This window comes from Pseudacidovorax intermedius (genome assembly GCF_001476815.1).
Lineage (GTDB): Bacteria > Pseudomonadota > Gammaproteobacteria > Burkholderiales > Burkholderiaceae_C > Xenophilus > Xenophilus intermedius_A.
Map to the genome: position 1 here is coordinate 15,558 of NZ_LDSL01000140.1, position 16,157 is coordinate 31,714.

Here is a 16,157-nt window from a genome sequence, read left to right on the forward strand (position 1 = left end):
CTCCGTAGGGCGAGACGGGTTTTTGGGCGAGGGGGGAGGGCCAGGTTCGGCGGTGAAGGAGTGCTCGGCGGATCAAGCCTTGCGGCGGCGCTTCCAGAACTTCGGCGCGTCTTCCAGCCGGCGCAGGGCCTGGCCGGCCTTCTTCGCCGTGCGCGGCTGCTGCGCGGCGATCCAGCCGACGGCGAACCAGGCGTGGGCGTCCTGCTCGGCCGCCTGCTCGTACAGGCGACGCGCGGTGGCCTGGTCGTTGAACAGGCCCAGCACGTCCTGCACCGGGCGCAGGCGCGCCAGGTAGCGCCCGGTGCGCGCCTCGTCCAGCAGCGGCGCGACGAACTCGGCGAGGTAGCGCAGGCGCTTGAGGCGCTTGCGGGTGGCGTGGCGCTGCTCGTCGTCCAGCGTGTCGAAGCGCCCGGCGTCGCGCAGCGACTGGCGGTGCAGGCGCCGCAGGCGGCGGCGCAGGTGGGCCTGGGTCGCGTCGGCGTCGAGCGGGGCGGGCGGGTCGTCCCGCTCCTCGCTGGGGCCGTCCTGCGCTTCGTCCGCCTTGGGCGCGCCGCCTTCGCCGGCCGGGCGGGCGGTGTCGGCCTCGGGATGACGGTCGGCCTGGCCCTCTGCACCGTGACCGGCCTGCGCGACGGCGGGCCGTCCGAGTTCGGGCCCGCCGGCCGCATGGCCGACCAGGGCCACGAGCACGCCCTGGAAGGCGGGGTCGCGCACGGCCTGCGCGGGCGTGGGCGCGTCCGGCGCCGGTGGCAGCCGCACCGGCGGCGCGCCGGTGCCGGCCAGCCATTCGCGCGACTGGGCCATCACCTGCGTGCGGTCGCGCTCGGCGCCCAGCGCGCGGAAGGTGGCCGTCAGCGGCGCCTGCCAGGCGGGGTCGAAGCCGGGGGCCAGCGGCGCCAGTTCGCGCAGCGCCGTGCGCAGGCGGCGCAGGCCCACGCGCAGCTGGTGGATCTGGTCCTCGTCCTCGCTGCCTTCGGCGATCTCGCTGGCGTTGGGCAGCACCTGGGCCAGGCAGGCGGCCAGCACGCGCCGCTGCACCTCGGCGCCATCGGGCGACCCGGCGCCGTCGAAGCCGGGAGGACGGGCGTTCACGGCAGGCACGCGATCGATGCCGCGCATCAGCCGCTCGCCGCGCTCGGCCTTGGACACGGTGCCCAGCCACAGCCCATGGCGCTGCGCCCAGGCGCGCGCGAGCGTCACCAGGCCCGGCAGGGGGCCGCCCAGCAGCTCCAGCTCGAGTTCGCACACGGCCACCTCCCGCGGCGCGCCACCGCCCGGGTCGGCGGCGAGGATGCGGCCCTGGTCGAGTGCCAGCTCCACGGTGGCGCCGTCCTGCCGCAGTTCGCGCGTGAGCCGCCAGATGTCGGTGGCAAAGGTCTGCACCAGCGGCTCGCCGGCCTTGGCCAGCACGCGGGCCAGGCGCCCGCCGACCTCGGTGTCCGCATGGCGCTGCAGGTCGGGCTGCAGCATGCCGTCGTCGGCGGTGTCGGCGTCGTCCAGCGGCGCGTTGTGCTCCAGCCGGTGCAGCAGGCCGTGGCCGGCCGCCTTCACCGTCTGCACCCAGCGCTCGCCTTCCTGCCGCAGGCGCAGCGCCATGCCGGCGCGTGCCAGGGCGCTGCCGGGCGTGTCGAAATAGCGGGCCTGCAGCCGGGTGCGCTGCACGGGGCCCTTGTGCAGCTCGGCCTCCAGGGCGGCCAGGCGCTCGGGCGGGATGTGAAACTTGAATTCGATTTCCATGGGAGCCTTGGTACGGGTCGCAGCAGGGTGCCGCCGTCGGCGCCCACCGGCACGGGCGCTCGGCCGACAGGCCGCCCGGCCGTCGGTCCCCACAATGCGCCGCGCCCGGGCCGCCGAAGCCGGCCTTCGGGCGTGCCATTGTCCCCACTGAAACGAGCCCTTCCGCCATGCGCCTCAAAGCCACCAACTTCCTCAAGCTGGACTGCAGCCAGCCCTGTCCCGTCGTCGCCATGCTGCGCCCGCGCAGCGGCCTGGCGCAGTGGGTGGTGAGCGAGCAGTACCACCTGCGCCCCTGGGTGCCCACGGTGGAATACGTGGACCCGTACGGCAACCTTGGCCAGCGTTTCGTGGTGCCCGCCGGCGGCATGGAGATCGAGGTGCAGGTGGAGATGGAGACCGAGGACGCGCTCGCCGTCGAGCCCGCCGCCGCGACGACGCCGGTGGACCAACTGCCCGATGCCGCGCTGATGTACCTGCTGCCCAGCCGCTACTGCCCCTCGGACCGGCTGGCCGGCCGCGCACGCGAGATCGTGGGCGACGCCCAGCCCGGCTATGCGCAGGTGGAGGCGATCCGCCGCTGGATCCACGACAACATCACCTACGAATACGGCGTGAGCGACGCCAGCACCGACGCGCAGGGCACGCTCGACCTGGGCAAGGGCGTGTGCCGCGACTTCTCGCACGTGGGCATCGCGCTCACGCGGGCGCTGCAGATCCCGGCGCGGCAGGTGGTGGGCTACCTGTACAAGCTGGACCCGATGGACATGCACGCCTGGTTCGAGGCCTTCATCGGCGGGCGCTGGTACACCTTCGATGCCACGCAGGCCGAGCCGCGCGGCGGTCGCCTGGTGGTGGGCTACGGCCGCGATGCGGCGGACGTGGCCTTCATCTCCAACTACGGCGAGGTCGAGGTCGAGGAGATGCGCGTGACGGTCGAGCAGGTGGTCTGACCACCGGCGCGACCGCTGCACCTTCAACGCCAGCCGCGGTGCCAGCCATAGACCGGGTGGTACCAGCCCCAGCCGTAGTGCGGGTGGTAGTGCCACACGTAGCCGGGGGCCGGCATCGCATAGGTGGGCGCCACGTACACCACGCCGGGCGGCGTGACCACCACCGGGCGGGCCTCCACCCGCACCGGCGCGGGCGGTGCGACCACGCAGCCGGCCAGCAATGCGGGCAGGGCCGCCAGGGCCCAGAGGCGGCGCGCGGCGGGGCGCGAAAGAAGGGGGGAATGCAGGCGCGTCATGATCGTCGACCGGGCCGTGCCCGGTGTGAATGGCAGTGACGATTCAACGCGTCGACGTCGCCGGCCGGCGGACCGGTGCCGTGTAAAGCCCGGTTTACTCAGCCGCGTGTCAGTTCGCGCTCAGCCCACTGTCAGTGGGCTCGGGCGGCATCCGCTCCGGCCGGGCGGCTTGGTCCGAAGCTTCTCAGCTGTGCGCCTTGCGCGCCAGGCGCCGCTGGCGCGACTGCTTCTGCAGCCGCTTCTGCCATTGCGAGGCCATCACGCTCAGCACCGTCGCGCCGCCCAGCAGCAGCAGCTGGCGCGCCAGGTCGCGGGTGGCGCCCTGCAGCCGGCGGTCGACTTCGTCGCGGGCCTCGCCGGTCTGGGCCAGGACCGTGGCTGGTGCCGGCGGCGCGGGTGCCACCTCGTGCGGCAGGGGCGGCAGGTCGGCATCGCCCTTGCGCGGCACCTCGGGCGGTGCGGCCGTCGCGGCTGCCAGGCGCGCATCGGCCACCGAGCCGTGCTCCAGCGCATACACCTTGGTGAACTCGGCGCCCAGCAGGAAGATCTGCGCCGCGTAGTACACCCACACCAGCAGCACCACCAGCGAGCCCGCGGCGGCGAAGGACTCGGTCATGCCGCTGCGCCCCAGGTAGAGCGCGATGGCCGTCTTGCCGATCTGGAACAGCATCGAGGTCACGGCCGCGCCCACCCACACGTCGCGCCAGGCGATGCGCGTGGTGGGCATGAACTTGTAGATCATGGCGAACAGCAGCGTCATGATCGCGAAGGAGATCGCGATGTTGAGCAGCTGCAGCAGCAGCTCCCAGCCCGGCAGCAGTGCGCCCACCCAGCTGCCCATGGCCGCCAGGAAGGCCGACACCAGCAGCGACACCATGAGCAGAAAGGCCAGCCCCAGGATCAGCCCGAAGGACAGCACCCGCGCCCGCAGCACCGACCACACGCCCTGGGGCTTGGCCGACTGCGGCACGTGCCAGATGCGGTCGAGGGCGCTCTGCAGCTCGGCGAACACCGTGGTCGCACCGACGATCAGCACGCCGACGCCGATCATGCCCGCCACCAGGCCCTTGCCCGGCTCGCTGGCGCTGCGGATGAGGCCCTGCACGGCGATGGCCGCCTCGCGACCGATCAGGCCCGAGAGCTGGCCGACGATTTCGCCCTGCACCGCCTCACGGCCGAACAGGGCTCCGGCCACCGCGATCACGATCACGAGCAGCGGCGCCAGCGAGAACAGGGTGTAGTAGCTGATGGCGGCCCCCATGCTGGGGGCGAAGTCGTCGCTCCAGGCGACGACGGCTTTCTTGCAGAGGGAAAAGAGTTGCTTGAAGGTCATGGCGGCGGCTTCCTGGATGGCGCGGCGTGGGCCTTTGCCGCCTTCAGCGGCGGGGCCCGGTGGCGCCAGTGTGGGCCGCTTCCGACACCGTGTGCATCCGCCAAGCTGCGTCAACGCAGGTAGGCCAACGGCGATGCCGCGTCCCTTGGCGCCCGCGGCGCGTGCTGGCGATCAGGCCGGTGCGGCACCGCCGCCGGCCAGGTGGCGGGCCACGTCGGTGGCGCGGTCGCCCACGGCCGCGACGGCCGCGCGCAGGCGCGTCTCGTCGATGTCCATGCGCCGTGCCCATTCGGCGACGGCGGCGTCGGACTGCATGTCGATGCGGTCGGGGTCGTTGCCGGCGGGCGCCAGCAGGGTGTGGTCGTCGGGCATGGCGAAGGCCTCCTTGAAGATGGGTCTGCAGCATGCGGCGGCCGATGCACCGTGGCTGTAGGTGGCCCGAGGGGCAGGTTGCGCGCGCCGTCCTGCGCGCGGCCCGAAGTGCTTCAGCCGGCCGAGGCGTTGCGCACGAAGCTCACGACCAGCGTGCGCCCCGGTGGCGTGGACTGGCGCAGCACCTCCAGCCGGCCGCCATGGCTGCGGACCGCCTCGCGCAGGCGGGCCTCGCTGCCGGCCGCATCCGGGGCGACCGGTTCATCGCACGCCGAAGCGCCGTCATCCGCCGGTGGCGCCGCATCGGGCGCGCCATGCGCTGCGGCACCGGCGCCCGTCGGGGCATGCACGGCGATGCGAAAACGCTCGGCCTCGATGATCGAGGCCACGATCAGCCCGCCGCCCGGCTGCGCGATCGCTGCCGCCTCCGCCACCAGCCGTCCGACCAGCTGCGCGAGCCGGTCCGGATCGGCCTGGCAGTGGCCCTCGCCGAGCCTGTCGTGTTCCAGCGGATGGCCGGGAAAGGCCTGGGCCAGGGTCTCCACGCACTGCGCCACCAGCGCATGCAGGGCCACCGGGCGCGGCGCTTCGCCGGCGCGCGTGGCGGCCTGGGCCTCGGCGATGCGCTGGTCGATCAGTTGCTGGGCGCGCTCGCCCGCGCTGTCGATGTGGTCCAGCACCTGCTGCTGCTGGGCGTCGAGCGGGCTTCGGCGCAGCAGCTCGGTGCCCAGGCGGATGGCACCGAGCGGGTTGCGCAGGTCGTGGCTGAGCCGCGCGAGCTGGCGCTCGAGCTGGTGCACCTGGGCCTGCAGCGCCTCGCGTGTGGCCTCCAGCGTCTGGAGGCTGGCAATGGCGGTGCCCTCCGCCGTCGGGCCGCGGTGCGGCCGGCCGTCGGCGGGCGGGACGGAAGTCACGGAGTCGGGACGGGGCATGGGCGCTCCTGGAACGCAGCAAAGGCGGACGGGGGTCGGGTCGGGGGCCTGCAGCCGCGAGGTAGCTGGGCGGTTCGGCATGGTCCGTGCCATCCGGGCGGGCGCCGATGCGCCGGCGGCGCCACCGCGAGTAGGCGCAGGACGACGCCCGTTGCTGCGCGCCGGTGCCGCCGCCCGCACGCCCGCCTCGGGCCGTGCCGCCGACCCTCGCCGGGCAGGCCCGTGGGGCTTCGCGCAAAATCGGCCGCCCGGCAGCCGGGGCCCGCGCCCACGGCCGCCCTCAGGACACACAGAAAAGAAAGCACCGCGACACCATGCAGATCACCCAAGACACTGTCGTCAGCCTGCGCCTGCGCGTGGCCGACGCCCAGACCGGCCAGTTGCTCGACGCCCCCAAGGACCCCGTGGTCTACCTGCACGGCGGCTACGGCAACATCCTGCCTGCCATCGAGGCGGCCCTGGACGGCCAGGCCGCCGGCCACCAGGCCACGCTGACGCTGCCGGCCGAACAGGCCTTCGGCGCACGCGACGAGGCGCTGCTGCGCACCATTCCCAAGAGCGAATTCCCGCCCGGCGTGAAGGTGGGCGGCCAGCTGCGCGGCCAGCTCGACAACGGCGAGCCGCACGTGTTCAACGTGGTCAAGATCAAGGGCCCGGAGGTGCTGCTGGACGGCAACCATCCCTGGGCCGGGCGCAGCCTGCGCTTCCAGCTGAACGTGACCGGCGTGCGCGCCGCCACGGGTGAGGAGATCGCCCACCGGCACGTGCATGGCGACGGCGGCCACCATCACTGACGCGGCGCCGCCGCAATAAGCAAGAGGGGCCCCGCGGGGCCCCTCTTCGTTGGCGGATGGCGTGCCCTTCGGCACGCCGGTCGCGCATCACTCCTCCACGAAGGCCTCTTCCCGCTTGGACTTCACCGCCGGCAGCAGCACGATGGTCAGCAGCGCCAGGGCGGCGACCAGCAGGCCGGCCGAGATCGGGCGCGTCACCAGCACGCTCCAGCTGCCGCGCGACAGCAGCAGCGCGCGTCGCAGGTTCTCTTCCATCATCGGCCCCAGGATGAAGCCCAGCAGCAGCGGCGCCGGCTCCACCCGCAGCTTGATGAACACGTAGCCCACGAAGCCGAAGATCGCCACCATCCACACGTCGAAGGTGTTGTTGTTGGTCGAGTACACGCCGATGGCGCAGAACAGCACGATGGCCGGGAACAGCAGGCGGTAGGGCACCTTCAGCAGCTTGATCCACATGCCGATCAGCGGCAGGTTCAGGATGATCAGCATCAGGTTGCCCAGCCACATCGAGGCGATCAGGCCCCAGAACAGTTCCGGGTTGCTGGTCATCACCTGCGGGCCGGGCTGGATGTTGTGGATGGTCATGGCACCCACCATCAGCGCCATCACCGGGTTGGGCGGGATGCCCAGCGTCAGCAGCGGGATGAACGACGTTTGTGCACCGGCGTTGTTGGCCGACTCGGGGCCCGCCACGCCGCGGATGTTGCCGCGACCGAAGGGCACTTCGCCGGGGTTCATCTTCAGCTTCTTCTCCAGCGCATACGAGGCGAAGGAGGCCAGCAGCGCACCGCCGCCCGGCAGGATGCCCAGGGCCGAGCCCAGCGTCGTGCCGCGCAGCACGGCCGGCGCCATGCGCTTGAAGTCGTCGCCGGTGGGCCACAGGCCCTTCACCTTGCTGGTGAAGATCTCGCGCTCCTCGTCGCCCTGCGACAGGTTGCCGATGATTTCGCCATAGCCGAACACCCCCATCGACACCACGATGAAGCCGATGCCGTCGGTCAGCTCCGGAATGTCGAAGCTGAAGCGCGCCACGCCGGAGTTGACGTCGGTGCCCACCAGGCCCAGCAGCAGGCCCAGCACCACCATGGCGATGGCCTTGAGCAGCGAGCCGGAGGCCAGCACCACCGCGCCGATCAGGCCCAGCACCATCAGGCTGAAGTATTCGGCCGGGCCGAACTTGAAGGCCAGCTCGGTCAGCGGCGGCGCGAAGGCGGCCAGGATGACCGTGCCCACGCAGCCGGCGAAGAAGGAGCCCAGGCCCGCCGCCGCCAGCGCGGGGCCCGCCCGACCCTGCCGCGCCATCTGGTAGCCGTCGATGCAGGTCACCACCGAGGACGATTCGCCCGGCAGGTTGACCAGGATGGCCGTGGTCGATCCGCCGTACTGCGCCCCGTAGTAGATGCCCGCCAGCATGATCAGCGCCGACACCGGCGGCAGCGCATAGGTGGCCGGCAGCAGCATGGCGATGGTGGCGACCGGGCCGATGCCCGGCAGCACGCCGATCAGCGTGCCCAGGATGCAGCCGATCAGGCAATAGAGCAGGTTGGTCCAGGTGACGGCGACGCCGAAGCCCGTGGCCAGGTTGGAGATCAGGTTGAAGTCCATGGTTGTCGTTCTTTCCCGATCAGCCCGAAATGAAGGTGGGCCACACCTGGATCTGCAGCTTGAGCGCCACGATGAAGGCCAGGTAGCTGCCCACGGCGAGCACCACCGCCAGGATCAGCGAGTCGCGCAGCTTGAACTGGTTGCCCGCCATGCTGGCGATGATGGTGAGGGCGAAGATGGCGATGATCAGCCCCATGGCCGGCAGCCCGATGCTGGGCAGGCCGCCCAGCAGCACGCCGAAGGCCAGGTTGGCGCCGAGCACGAAGGCCAGCGGCTTCCAGGCCCAGCGGCCGATCCTGCCGCCGTCGGCGGTCTCGACCACCATCGACTGCAGCGAGATCACGGCACCGATGAGCGCGAGCAGCACCCCCAGCATGAGCGGAAAATAGCCCGGGCCCATGCGGGCCCCGTCACCGATGGTGTAGTTGGTGGAGCCGACCGCGAACGTAGCGCCCACGGCCATGAACATCACACCGGAAAAAAAGTCAGCCTGGCTTTTGATGGCCATTTCTTGCTTCTCCACGAGTCCTTGTTGAAACGGGGGCGAGGGTCGTCGCCCGAGGCTGACCATTGGCTGACTTGGCGTGTAGGGACAAGCGCGTAAGCAGTCTCCACATCGGCGCGGAGAGAATGGGTCTTGATGCGTTGAAGAGATTGATTTCATTGCTATGAAAGTCATAGCAATTTTTCGGGCGACCGGCCTTCGGGACGGCGCTTTTTTCCTGACTGGAGACAGACCGAGATGACTGCCACCCGCCGCGACTTCGTCGCTTCCTCCCTTGCCGCCGCCGGCCTTGCGCTGGCCGGCGCCCCGGCCTTCGCCCAGTCCGACTGGCCGGCCAAGCCGATCCGGCTGATCGTGCCCTTCCCGCCCGGGGGCGGCACCGACATCCTGTCGCGCCTGGTCGCCAACAAGCTCACCGAGGTCAGCAAGTGGACCGTGGTGCCCGACAACCGCGGCGGCGCCGGCGGCACCATCGGCATCGCCGAGGCGGCACGCGCCCAGCCCACGGGCTACGACCTGGTGATGGGCCAGAAGGACAACATGGTCGTGGCGCCCTGGCTCTACAAGAACCTGAGCTACGACCCGGTGAAGGACCTCACCGCCGTGGCCCACGTGGCCTACACGCCGGTGGTGATCGTGGTGCGCACCGAATCGCGCTTCAAGACGCTCAAGGACGTGGTCGACGCCGCCCGCGCCCAGCCCGACAGCGTGACCTTCGGCTCGCCGGGCAACGGCACCACCATCCATCTGGCCGGCGAGATCTTCAAGACCGCCGCCAGGATCCAGATCCGCCACGTGCCCTACAAGGGCAGCAACGCCGCCATGATGGACGTGCTGGCCGGCAACGTGGACCTGCTGGTCTCGTCGCTGCCCTCGGCCATCGCGCAGATCAAGGCCGGCAAGCTGCGCCCGCTGGCCGTCACGTCCGCCAAGCGCAGCACCTCGCTGCCCGACATCCAGACCGTGGCCGAGCTGGGTTACGGCAAGGACTTCGACGTCAGCACCTGGTACGGTCTCTTCGCGCCGGCGGGCACGCCCAAGGCGGTGGTCGACAAGGTCAATGCCGAGGTCAACAGGCTGCTGGCGCGGCCCGACGTGCAGGCCGCCATCCACGAGCAGGGCGCGGAATACCAGGCCATGTCCACCACCGAGTTCGCCACGCTGGTGAAGGACGACGTGGCCAAGTGGAAGGGCATCGTCCAGGCCTCGGGCGCGCGCATCGAGTAAGGCGGCGCGTTCGAGGGGAACGCGGCGGACGGCCGGCGGCGTTCGGCTGGCCGTCAGCCGGTGCTGCCCACAATGCGCCCATCGATCCGATGGGAGCCTCCGGCATGGACCTGCAGCAACTGATCTCCGAATTCGCCGCCTCGCCGCATGGCGAGCAGGCGATGGCCTCGCTCACCGACCAGGGCGTCGACCCGGGCGACGCGCAGGACTACCTGGGCCATGCCGTCACGGCCGCCTCGGAGCATGCCCAGGCGCAACAGCAGGGCGGCAGCGGTGGCGGCCATAGCTTCCTGGCCGGCTTCGCGGCCGGGCTGCTGCACGGCGACGGCTTCTTCAAGTCCCTGGTCGATGGCGGCGAAGGCGTGCTCACGGGCCGCATCGCCGAAAGCCTGGCCAACCGCGCCGGCCTCGATGGCGGCACCGCCGCCACGGTGGCCGCAGCGTTGACGCCCTACGTCGTCGCCTTCCTCCGGCAGAAGATGGGCTGAGCGGGCCCAGGCGCCCCTGCTCAGAACGACGTCCCAATCTGGAACTGGAAGCGCTGCGTGCGGTCGGCCGTGATGCCCGCGGCCGTGTCCGCCTTCTGGTAGCGCACCGGCACCGCATAGGCCAGGCTCAGCGGCCCCAGCGGCGAGAGCCAGCTCACGCCCAGGCCCACCGAAGCGCGCAGGCGCTGCTGCGCCTGCCACTGCGCATCGGTCAGCGAGGCCGTGCGGTCGGCGAACACGTTGCCGGCGTCGAAGAAGCCGAAGAGCCGCAGCGTGCGGTCGTTGCCCGCGCCGGGGAAGGGCGTGCTCAGTTCCGCGTTGACGACGGCCTTGCGCAGGCCGCCCAGCGCGCCGGCCGTCACGCTGTCGCGCGGGCCGAGCGAGTTGCTCTCGAAGCCGCGCACCGAGCCCAGGCCGCCGGCGTAGAAGTTCTTGAACACCGGGTAGGTGTCGCCGCCCAGCGCCCGCGCCCAGCCCAGTTCGCCGTTGAGCGCGAAGGTGTACTGACGGCTGATCGGGAAGTAGCGCTGGTACTGGTAGCTGCTCTTGAGGTAGCGCGCGCCCGAGGCCACGCCCCATTCGGCATTGGCGTTCTGCAGCGTGCCGCGGGTGGGCGTGAGAGCGCTGTCGCGGGTGTCGCGCGACCAACCGACGGTCAGCGGCACGCCGGTGATGGCATCGCGTGCGCACACCACGCTGGGTGCCGTGCCCGTGCACTGGAAGTAGTCCAGATAGGCCTGCGGCGTGGCCGTGTAGACATAGCTGCCATCGACCAGCGTGTAGGCACCGTTGCTGCCGGGCTTGAAGGAATAGCGCTCCAGCCCGATGCCGAAGAACACGCGGTTCAGTTCGTCGAAGGGCACGCCGAACTTGAGCGACACGCCCTGGGTGGTGAGCTTGTAGTTGCCGTCGGCCGAGTACGTGGGCCGCGTGGTGTTCTGGTAGACGCTGATGGCGCGCGAGATGCCGTCGGCCGTGAAGTACGGATCGACCGCCGACACCGACACCGAGGTGCTGTACGAGCCGAGGCTCGCGTTCAGCCCCAGGTAGTTGCCGGAGCCGAACACGTTCTCCTGCGTGATGCCGAAGTTCAGCGTCACCTTGTCGGTGCTGGAGTAGCCCGCGCCCAGGTTGAGCGAGCCGGTGGGCTTTTCCTTCACGTCCACCATCAGGTCCACCATGTCGGGCGAGCCGGGCACCTCCTGCGTCTGGATGTCCACCTCGCTGAAGTAGCCCAGCCGGTCCAGCCGGTCGCGCGAGAGCTTGATCTTGTCGCCCTCGTACCAGGCCGATTCGTACTGCCGCATCTCGCGGCGGATCACCTCGTCGCGGGTGCGCGCATTGCCGCCCACGACGATGCGGCGCACGAAGGCGCGCTGGCGCGGCTGGCCCTTGAACACCATCGTCACGCGGTGGTTCGCGCGGTCGGCATCGGGCACGGCCTCCACCCGGGCGAAGGCGAAGCCGAAGCGCGCGTAGTGTTCGGTGAAGGCGCGCACGGTGTCGGCCACGTCCTGGCCGTTGTAGACCTCGCCCGGGCGCACCGTCACCAGCGACTGGAAGTCGCCCTCGCGGCCCAGGTAGTCGCCGTCGAGCCTCACGCCGGCCACCACGAAGCGCTCGCCCTCGCTGATGTTGACCGTCAGCGTGAGCGACTGCCGATCCGCCGACAGCGCCACCTGCGTGGAGTCGATGCGGAAGTCCATGTAGCCCCGCGTCAGGTAGTACTGGCGCAGCGTCTCCAGGTCCGCATCGAGCTTGGCGCGCGAATAGCGGTTGGACTTGGTGTACCAGCTCATCCAGTTGCCGGCGTCCAGGTCGAACAGGCCCAGCAGCGTCTTCTCGCCGAAGGCCCTGGCCCCCACCACCCGCACCTCGGTGATGCGGGCCGGCTCGCCTTCGTCCACCGTGAAGCTGATGTTGACGCGGTTGTGCTCCAGCGGCGTGGCGGTGGTCTGCACGCGGGCGCTGTAGTAGCCCTTGCCGATGTACTGGCGCTTGAGCTCCTGCTCGGCGCGGTCGGCCAGGGCCTTGTCGTAGGGCTGGCCCTCGGCCAGGCCGACCTCGCGCAGGGCCTTGGTCATGGCCTGCCTGTCGAACTCCTTGGCGCCCTCGAAGTCCACGCCGGCGATGGTGGGGCGCTCTTCGACGATCACCACCAGCACGTTGCCCGAGACGTCGAGCCGCACGTCCTTGAACAGGCCCAGTTCGTACAGCGCGCGGATGGCGGCCGAGCCGCGGTCGTCGGTGTAGGTGTCGCCCACGTGCAGGGGCAGGGCATGGAAGACCGTGCCGGCTTCCACCCGCTGCAGGCCTTCGACCCGCAGGTCGCGGATGGTGAAGGGCTCGGCCGCGTGGGCCAGGTGCGTGCCGGCGGCGAGGACGAGGACGCCGAGGGCGGCCTGCAGCCGCCGGGCGTGAAAGAAAAGGCGCATGGGCGTGTGGAGGGGCGCGGACGCGGTGGCGGCCGTCGCCGGAGTGGCTCGGCGCGGATCATGGGCGGCCAGTTGGGAGGAATCGTGGACGGGCCGCGCGGCGGGCCTTCCGCCTTTGTCCGACAGGGCCGGACCGGGGCGCGCCACGCCGATGCCGGGGCGTTGTCGTAGAGTGCTTGCCGATGCGGCCCCGCGCGGCCCGACCGCCCGGCATCGCCCGCCACGCCGCGTCCCTGACTGCCACGCCCTGCTTGCCCCGACCATGAAGCACGACCTGCCCTTCCTCAACCCCTACCGCCACGGCTTCGCCCGCGTGGCCGTGGCCATGCCGCGCAACCGCGTGGCCGACCCGCTCTCCAACGCCGCCGAAACCGTCCGCCTGTACCGCGAGGCCGAGGCCCAGGGCGCGGCCGTGGTGGCCTTTCCGGAGCTGGGCCTGTCGGCCTACACCTGCGACGACCTGTTCCACCAGTCGGCGCTGCTGGACGGCTGCGAAGAAGCACTGGCGCAGGTGGTCGAGGCCTCGCGCGACCTGAACGCGGTGGCGGTGGTCGGCGTGCCGCTGCGGGTGGAGCACCGCCTGTTCAACTGCGCGGCGGTGGTGGCGCGCGGCCGGGTGCTGGCCGTGCTGCCCAAGACCTACCTGCCCAACTACGGCGAGTTCTACGAGGCGCGGCAGTTCAATGCCGCCGGCAGCGCCGTCACCGACCACGTGCAGCTCTTCGGCCACCGCGTGCCCTTCGGCAGCGACATCGTCGTGCGCGCCCGCCAGATGCCGCTGCTGGCGCTGCACGTGGAGATCTGCGAGGACCTGTGGACGCCCATCCCGCCGTCGAGCTTCGCGGCGCTGGCGGGCGCGACGGTGCTGGTCAACCTGTCGGCCTCCAACATCCTCGTCGGCAAGTCGGCCTACCGGCACCAGCTGGTGGGGCAGCAGTCGGCGCGCTGCATCGCGGCGTATCTCTACACCTCGGCCGGCATCGGCGAATCGACCACCGATCTGGCGTGGGACGGCCAGTCGCTCATCTACGAATGCGGCGAGCTGGTGGCCGAGAGCGAACGCTTCGCCAACCAGTCGCACCTGCTGATGGCCGACGTGGACCTGGAGCGCCTGGCGCACGAGCGCATGCGCCTGACCAGCTTCGGCGAGACCGCGCGCCGCCACAAGGCCGAGCTCGCGACCTGGCGCACGGTCGAGTTCGACCTGACCCCGCCCGCGCAGGTGCCCGGCGGGCTGCTGCGCACCGTGGAGCGCTTTCCCTACGTGCCGGCCGATGCGCGCTCGCTGGACGAGCGCTGCTACGAGGTCTTCAACATCCAGGTGCAGTCGCTGGTGCAGCGGCTGGAGGCCGCGCGCATCGCCAAGGTGGTGATCGGCATCTCGGGCGGGCTCGACTCCACCCATGCGCTGCTGGTGGTGGCGCAGGCCATGGACCGGCTGGGCCGGCCGCGCAGCGACATCCTGGCCTACACCATGCCCGGCTTTGCGACGAGCACGCGCACGCTGCAGCAGGCCCATGCGCTGATGCGCGTGGTGGGCTGCACCGCGCAGGAGATCGACATCCGCCCCAGCTGCCGGCAGATGCTGGCCGACCTGGGCCATCCCTTCGGCCGCGGCGAGCCGGTGTACGACGTCACCTTCGAGAACGTGCAGGCCGGCGAGCGCACCAGCCATCTGTTCCGCCTGGCCAACCACCACGGCGGCATCGTGGCCGGCACCGGCGACCTGAGCGAGCTGGCGCTGGGCTGGTGCACCTATGGCGTGGGCGACCACATGTCGCACTACAACGTCAACGCCAGCGTGCCCAAGACGCTGATCAAGCACCTGGTCCACTGGGTGGCGGGCAAGGGCCTGCTGGGTGAGGACGGCAGCCAGGTGCTGCAGGCCATCCTCTCCACCGAGATCAGCCCCGAGCTGGTGCCGGCCGATGCCGAAAGCCAGGGCGCCGAGCCCACGCAGAGCACCGAGAGCGTGGTGGGCCCCTACGAGCTGCAGGACTTTCACCTGTACCACACGGTGCGCCACGGCATGCGCCCCTCCAAGGTGGCCTACCTGGCCTGGTGCGCCTGGCACGACCGCGAGCACGGTCCCTGGCCCGACACGCTGCACGGCGAGCGCCACCAGTACACCCTGGCCGAGATCAAGAAGCACCTGGGCACCTTCCTGTTCCGCTTCTTCCAGATCAGCCAGTTCAAGCGCAGCTGCGTGCCCAACGCACCCAAGGTGGGATCGGGCGGCTCCCTCTCGCCCCGCGGCGACTGGCGTGCGCCCAGCGATTCGGAGTCGCGGGTGTGGCTGGATGAGTTGAAGACGGTGCCGGACGAGGTGTGAGGGCCGTGGATGGGCCGTCTCCCCTCTCCCCTCGCGGGAGAGGGGCCGGGGGAGAGGGGGCGCCGGTTCTGGCGCAGCATGTCCTGTGAGCGCCGTCGCCCCCTCTCCCCAACCCTCTCCCGCGAGGGGAGAGGGCGTGAAACTTCCGGCTACCTGGGCCGCTTGAGCGGCGTGAGCAGCGGCCGCAGGCCGTTGTGATCGATCTCCAGCATCAGCGCGAGAAGCCGGCCGATCTCGCCCTTGGGAAAGCCTTCGCGCGCGAACCACGCCAGGTAGTTGCCGGGCAGGTCGGCGATGAGCGTGCCCTTGTGCTTGCCGAAGGGCATGGGCAGCGTGGCCAGGCGTTCGAGGTCTTCGGGGGACATGACCGCATTGTGCGGGCCGGGCGTTTGGCCGCCGGCCTGGCCTGCGGGTACGGTCCCGCCCAGGCTCAGCGAGGCGGGCGCTTGGCGATGCCCAGCGTCTTCGCCAGGATCCCCAGCATCACCTCGTCCGCCCCGCCGCCGATGGAACCCAGCCGCCCGTCGCGGTACAGCCGCGACACGCGGTTCTCCAGCGTGAAGCCCATGCCGCCCCAGAACTGCAGGCAGGTGTCGGCCACCTCGCGCGTCAGGCGTCCCGCCTTGAGCTTGGCCATGGACGCCAGCGTCAGCACGTCCTGCCCCTGCACGTGCAGGTCGCAGGCGCGGTAGGTGAGGGCGCGCAGGGCCTCCACCTCGGTCTGCAGCTCGGCCAGCTTGAACTGCACCCATTGCTGGTCGGCCAGCGTGGCGCCGAACATGCGCCGTTCCTGCGCCCACTGCACCGTCTCGGCGATGCACTCTTCCATCGGCAGCAGCGAACTGGCGGCGCACCACAGCCGCTCCTCCTGGAACTGTTGCATCTGGTAGATGAAGCCCTGGCCCTCCTCGCCGATGCGGTAGCGCTGCGGCACGCGCACCTCGTCGAAGTGGATGAGCCCCGTGTCGCTGCTGTGCATGCCGATCTTGCGGATCTTGCGCGCCTTCTCGATGCCCGGCCGGTCCATCGGCACCATCACCAGCGACTTGTTGCGGTGCGCCGGCCCGTCGCCGGTGTTGACCAGCAGGCACATCCAGTCGGCCTGCAGGCTGTTGGTGATCCACATCTTCTGGCCGGTGATGACGTAGTCG

Annotated in this window: 15 protein-coding genes; 5 read left to right on the forward strand and 10 right to left on the reverse strand. The window is 71.0% G+C overall.

The annotated features are described in order from the left end of the window. Window positions 1-72 precede the first annotated feature (72 nt). Complete coding sequence (locus NS331_RS20255) at window positions 73-1,737, reverse strand: CYTH and CHAD domain-containing protein (RefSeq protein WP_058643759.1); 1,665 nt, start codon at window positions 1,735-1,737, stop codon at window positions 73-75. A 167-nt stretch (window positions 1,738-1,904) separates the two neighbouring features. Here NS331_RS20255 and NS331_RS20260 point away from each other — a divergent pair, with 167 nt between their 5' ends. After that, window positions 1,905-2,687, forward strand: coding sequence for a transglutaminase domain-containing protein (locus NS331_RS20260; RefSeq protein ID WP_058643760.1), 783 nt, complete (start codon window positions 1,905-1,907; stop codon window positions 2,685-2,687). Between the two features lie 23 nt (window positions 2,688-2,710). Here NS331_RS20260 and NS331_RS26295 read toward each other — a convergent pair whose 3' ends face one another. The 4 genes from NS331_RS26295 to NS331_RS20280 all read right to left on the reverse strand — a co-directional run bounded on the left by NS331_RS26295 (window position 2,711) and on the right by NS331_RS20280 (window position 5,620). Further along, window positions 2,711-2,983: a hypothetical protein gene (locus NS331_RS26295; protein ID WP_058643761.1), complete on the reverse strand. Its 273-nt coding sequence runs from the start codon at window positions 2,981-2,983 to the stop codon at window positions 2,711-2,713. 184 nt (window positions 2,984-3,167) lie between these two features. After that, window positions 3,168-4,316 (reverse strand): YihY/virulence factor BrkB family protein, encoded by a 1,149-nt coding sequence (locus NS331_RS20270; RefSeq protein WP_082702646.1) that lies wholly within the window; start codon window positions 4,314-4,316, stop codon window positions 3,168-3,170. A 171-nt stretch (window positions 4,317-4,487) separates the two neighbouring features. Continuing rightward, the gene (locus NS331_RS20275) at window positions 4,488-4,688 is read right to left on the reverse strand and encodes a DUF3606 domain-containing protein (protein WP_058643762.1); all 201 of its coding nucleotides are present in this window, start codon (window positions 4,686-4,688) and stop codon (window positions 4,488-4,490) included. A gap of 113 nt (window positions 4,689-4,801) precedes the next feature. After that, window positions 4,802-5,620 (reverse strand): sensor histidine kinase, encoded by an 819-nt coding sequence (locus NS331_RS20280; RefSeq protein WP_058643763.1) that lies wholly within the window; start codon window positions 5,618-5,620, stop codon window positions 4,802-4,804. A 314-nt stretch (window positions 5,621-5,934) separates the two neighbouring features. Between NS331_RS20280 and NS331_RS20285 the strand changes: the two genes are divergently transcribed. Beyond that, window positions 5,935-6,414 carry an FKBP-type peptidyl-prolyl cis-trans isomerase gene (locus tag NS331_RS20285; protein WP_058643764.1) on the forward strand — a complete coding sequence of 160 codons (480 nt, stop codon included), beginning with the start codon at window positions 5,935-5,937 and terminating at the stop codon, window positions 6,412-6,414. 87 nt (window positions 6,415-6,501) lie between these two features. Here the strand turns inward: NS331_RS20285 and NS331_RS20290 are convergent, their stop codons facing one another. After that, window positions 6,502-8,019 carry a tripartite tricarboxylate transporter permease gene (locus tag NS331_RS20290; protein WP_058643765.1) on the reverse strand — a complete coding sequence of 506 codons (1,518 nt, stop codon included), beginning with the start codon at window positions 8,017-8,019 and terminating at the stop codon, window positions 6,502-6,504. Between the two features lie 19 nt (window positions 8,020-8,038). Beyond that, a complete protein-coding gene (locus tag NS331_RS20295) occupies window positions 8,039-8,527 on the reverse strand; it encodes a tripartite tricarboxylate transporter TctB family protein (protein ID WP_058643766.1) in 489 nt (162 codons plus the stop codon). A 234-nt stretch (window positions 8,528-8,761) separates the two neighbouring features. Here NS331_RS20295 and NS331_RS20300 point away from each other — a divergent pair, with 234 nt between their 5' ends. Both NS331_RS20300 and NS331_RS20305 read left to right on the forward strand, forming a co-directional pair. Beyond that, the gene (locus tag NS331_RS20300; protein WP_058643767.1) at window positions 8,762-9,751 is read left to right on the forward strand and encodes a Bug family tripartite tricarboxylate transporter substrate binding protein; all 990 of its coding nucleotides are present in this window, start codon (window positions 8,762-8,764) and stop codon (window positions 9,749-9,751) included. 104 nt (window positions 9,752-9,855) lie between these two features. Continuing rightward, entirely contained in the window at window positions 9,856-10,239 is a 384-nt protein-coding gene (locus NS331_RS20305) for a hypothetical protein (protein ID WP_058643768.1), read from the forward strand. Window positions 10,240-10,259: 20 nt separating this feature from the next. Here NS331_RS20305 and bamA read toward each other — a convergent pair whose 3' ends face one another. Then, window positions 10,260-12,674 carry an outer membrane protein assembly factor BamA gene (gene bamA, locus NS331_RS20310; protein ID WP_058643769.1) on the reverse strand — a complete coding sequence of 805 codons (2,415 nt, stop codon included), beginning with the start codon at window positions 12,672-12,674 and terminating at the stop codon, window positions 10,260-10,262. Between the two features lie 262 nt (window positions 12,675-12,936). Here bamA and NS331_RS20315 point away from each other — a divergent pair, with 262 nt between their 5' ends. Continuing rightward, a complete protein-coding gene (locus NS331_RS20315) occupies window positions 12,937-15,006 on the forward strand; it encodes an NAD(+) synthase (protein WP_058643770.1) in 2,070 nt (689 codons plus the stop codon). Window positions 15,007-15,155: 149 nt separating this feature from the next. Here NS331_RS20315 and NS331_RS20320 read toward each other — a convergent pair whose 3' ends face one another. Next, complete coding sequence (locus NS331_RS20320; RefSeq protein ID WP_058643771.1) at window positions 15,156-15,371, reverse strand: DUF3820 family protein; 216 nt, start codon at window positions 15,369-15,371, stop codon at window positions 15,156-15,158. A gap of 65 nt (window positions 15,372-15,436) precedes the next feature. Continuing rightward, a partial coding sequence (locus NS331_RS20325) for an acyl-CoA dehydrogenase family protein (RefSeq protein ID WP_193758160.1) occupies window positions 15,437-16,157 on the reverse strand: 721 nt, incomplete at its 5' end.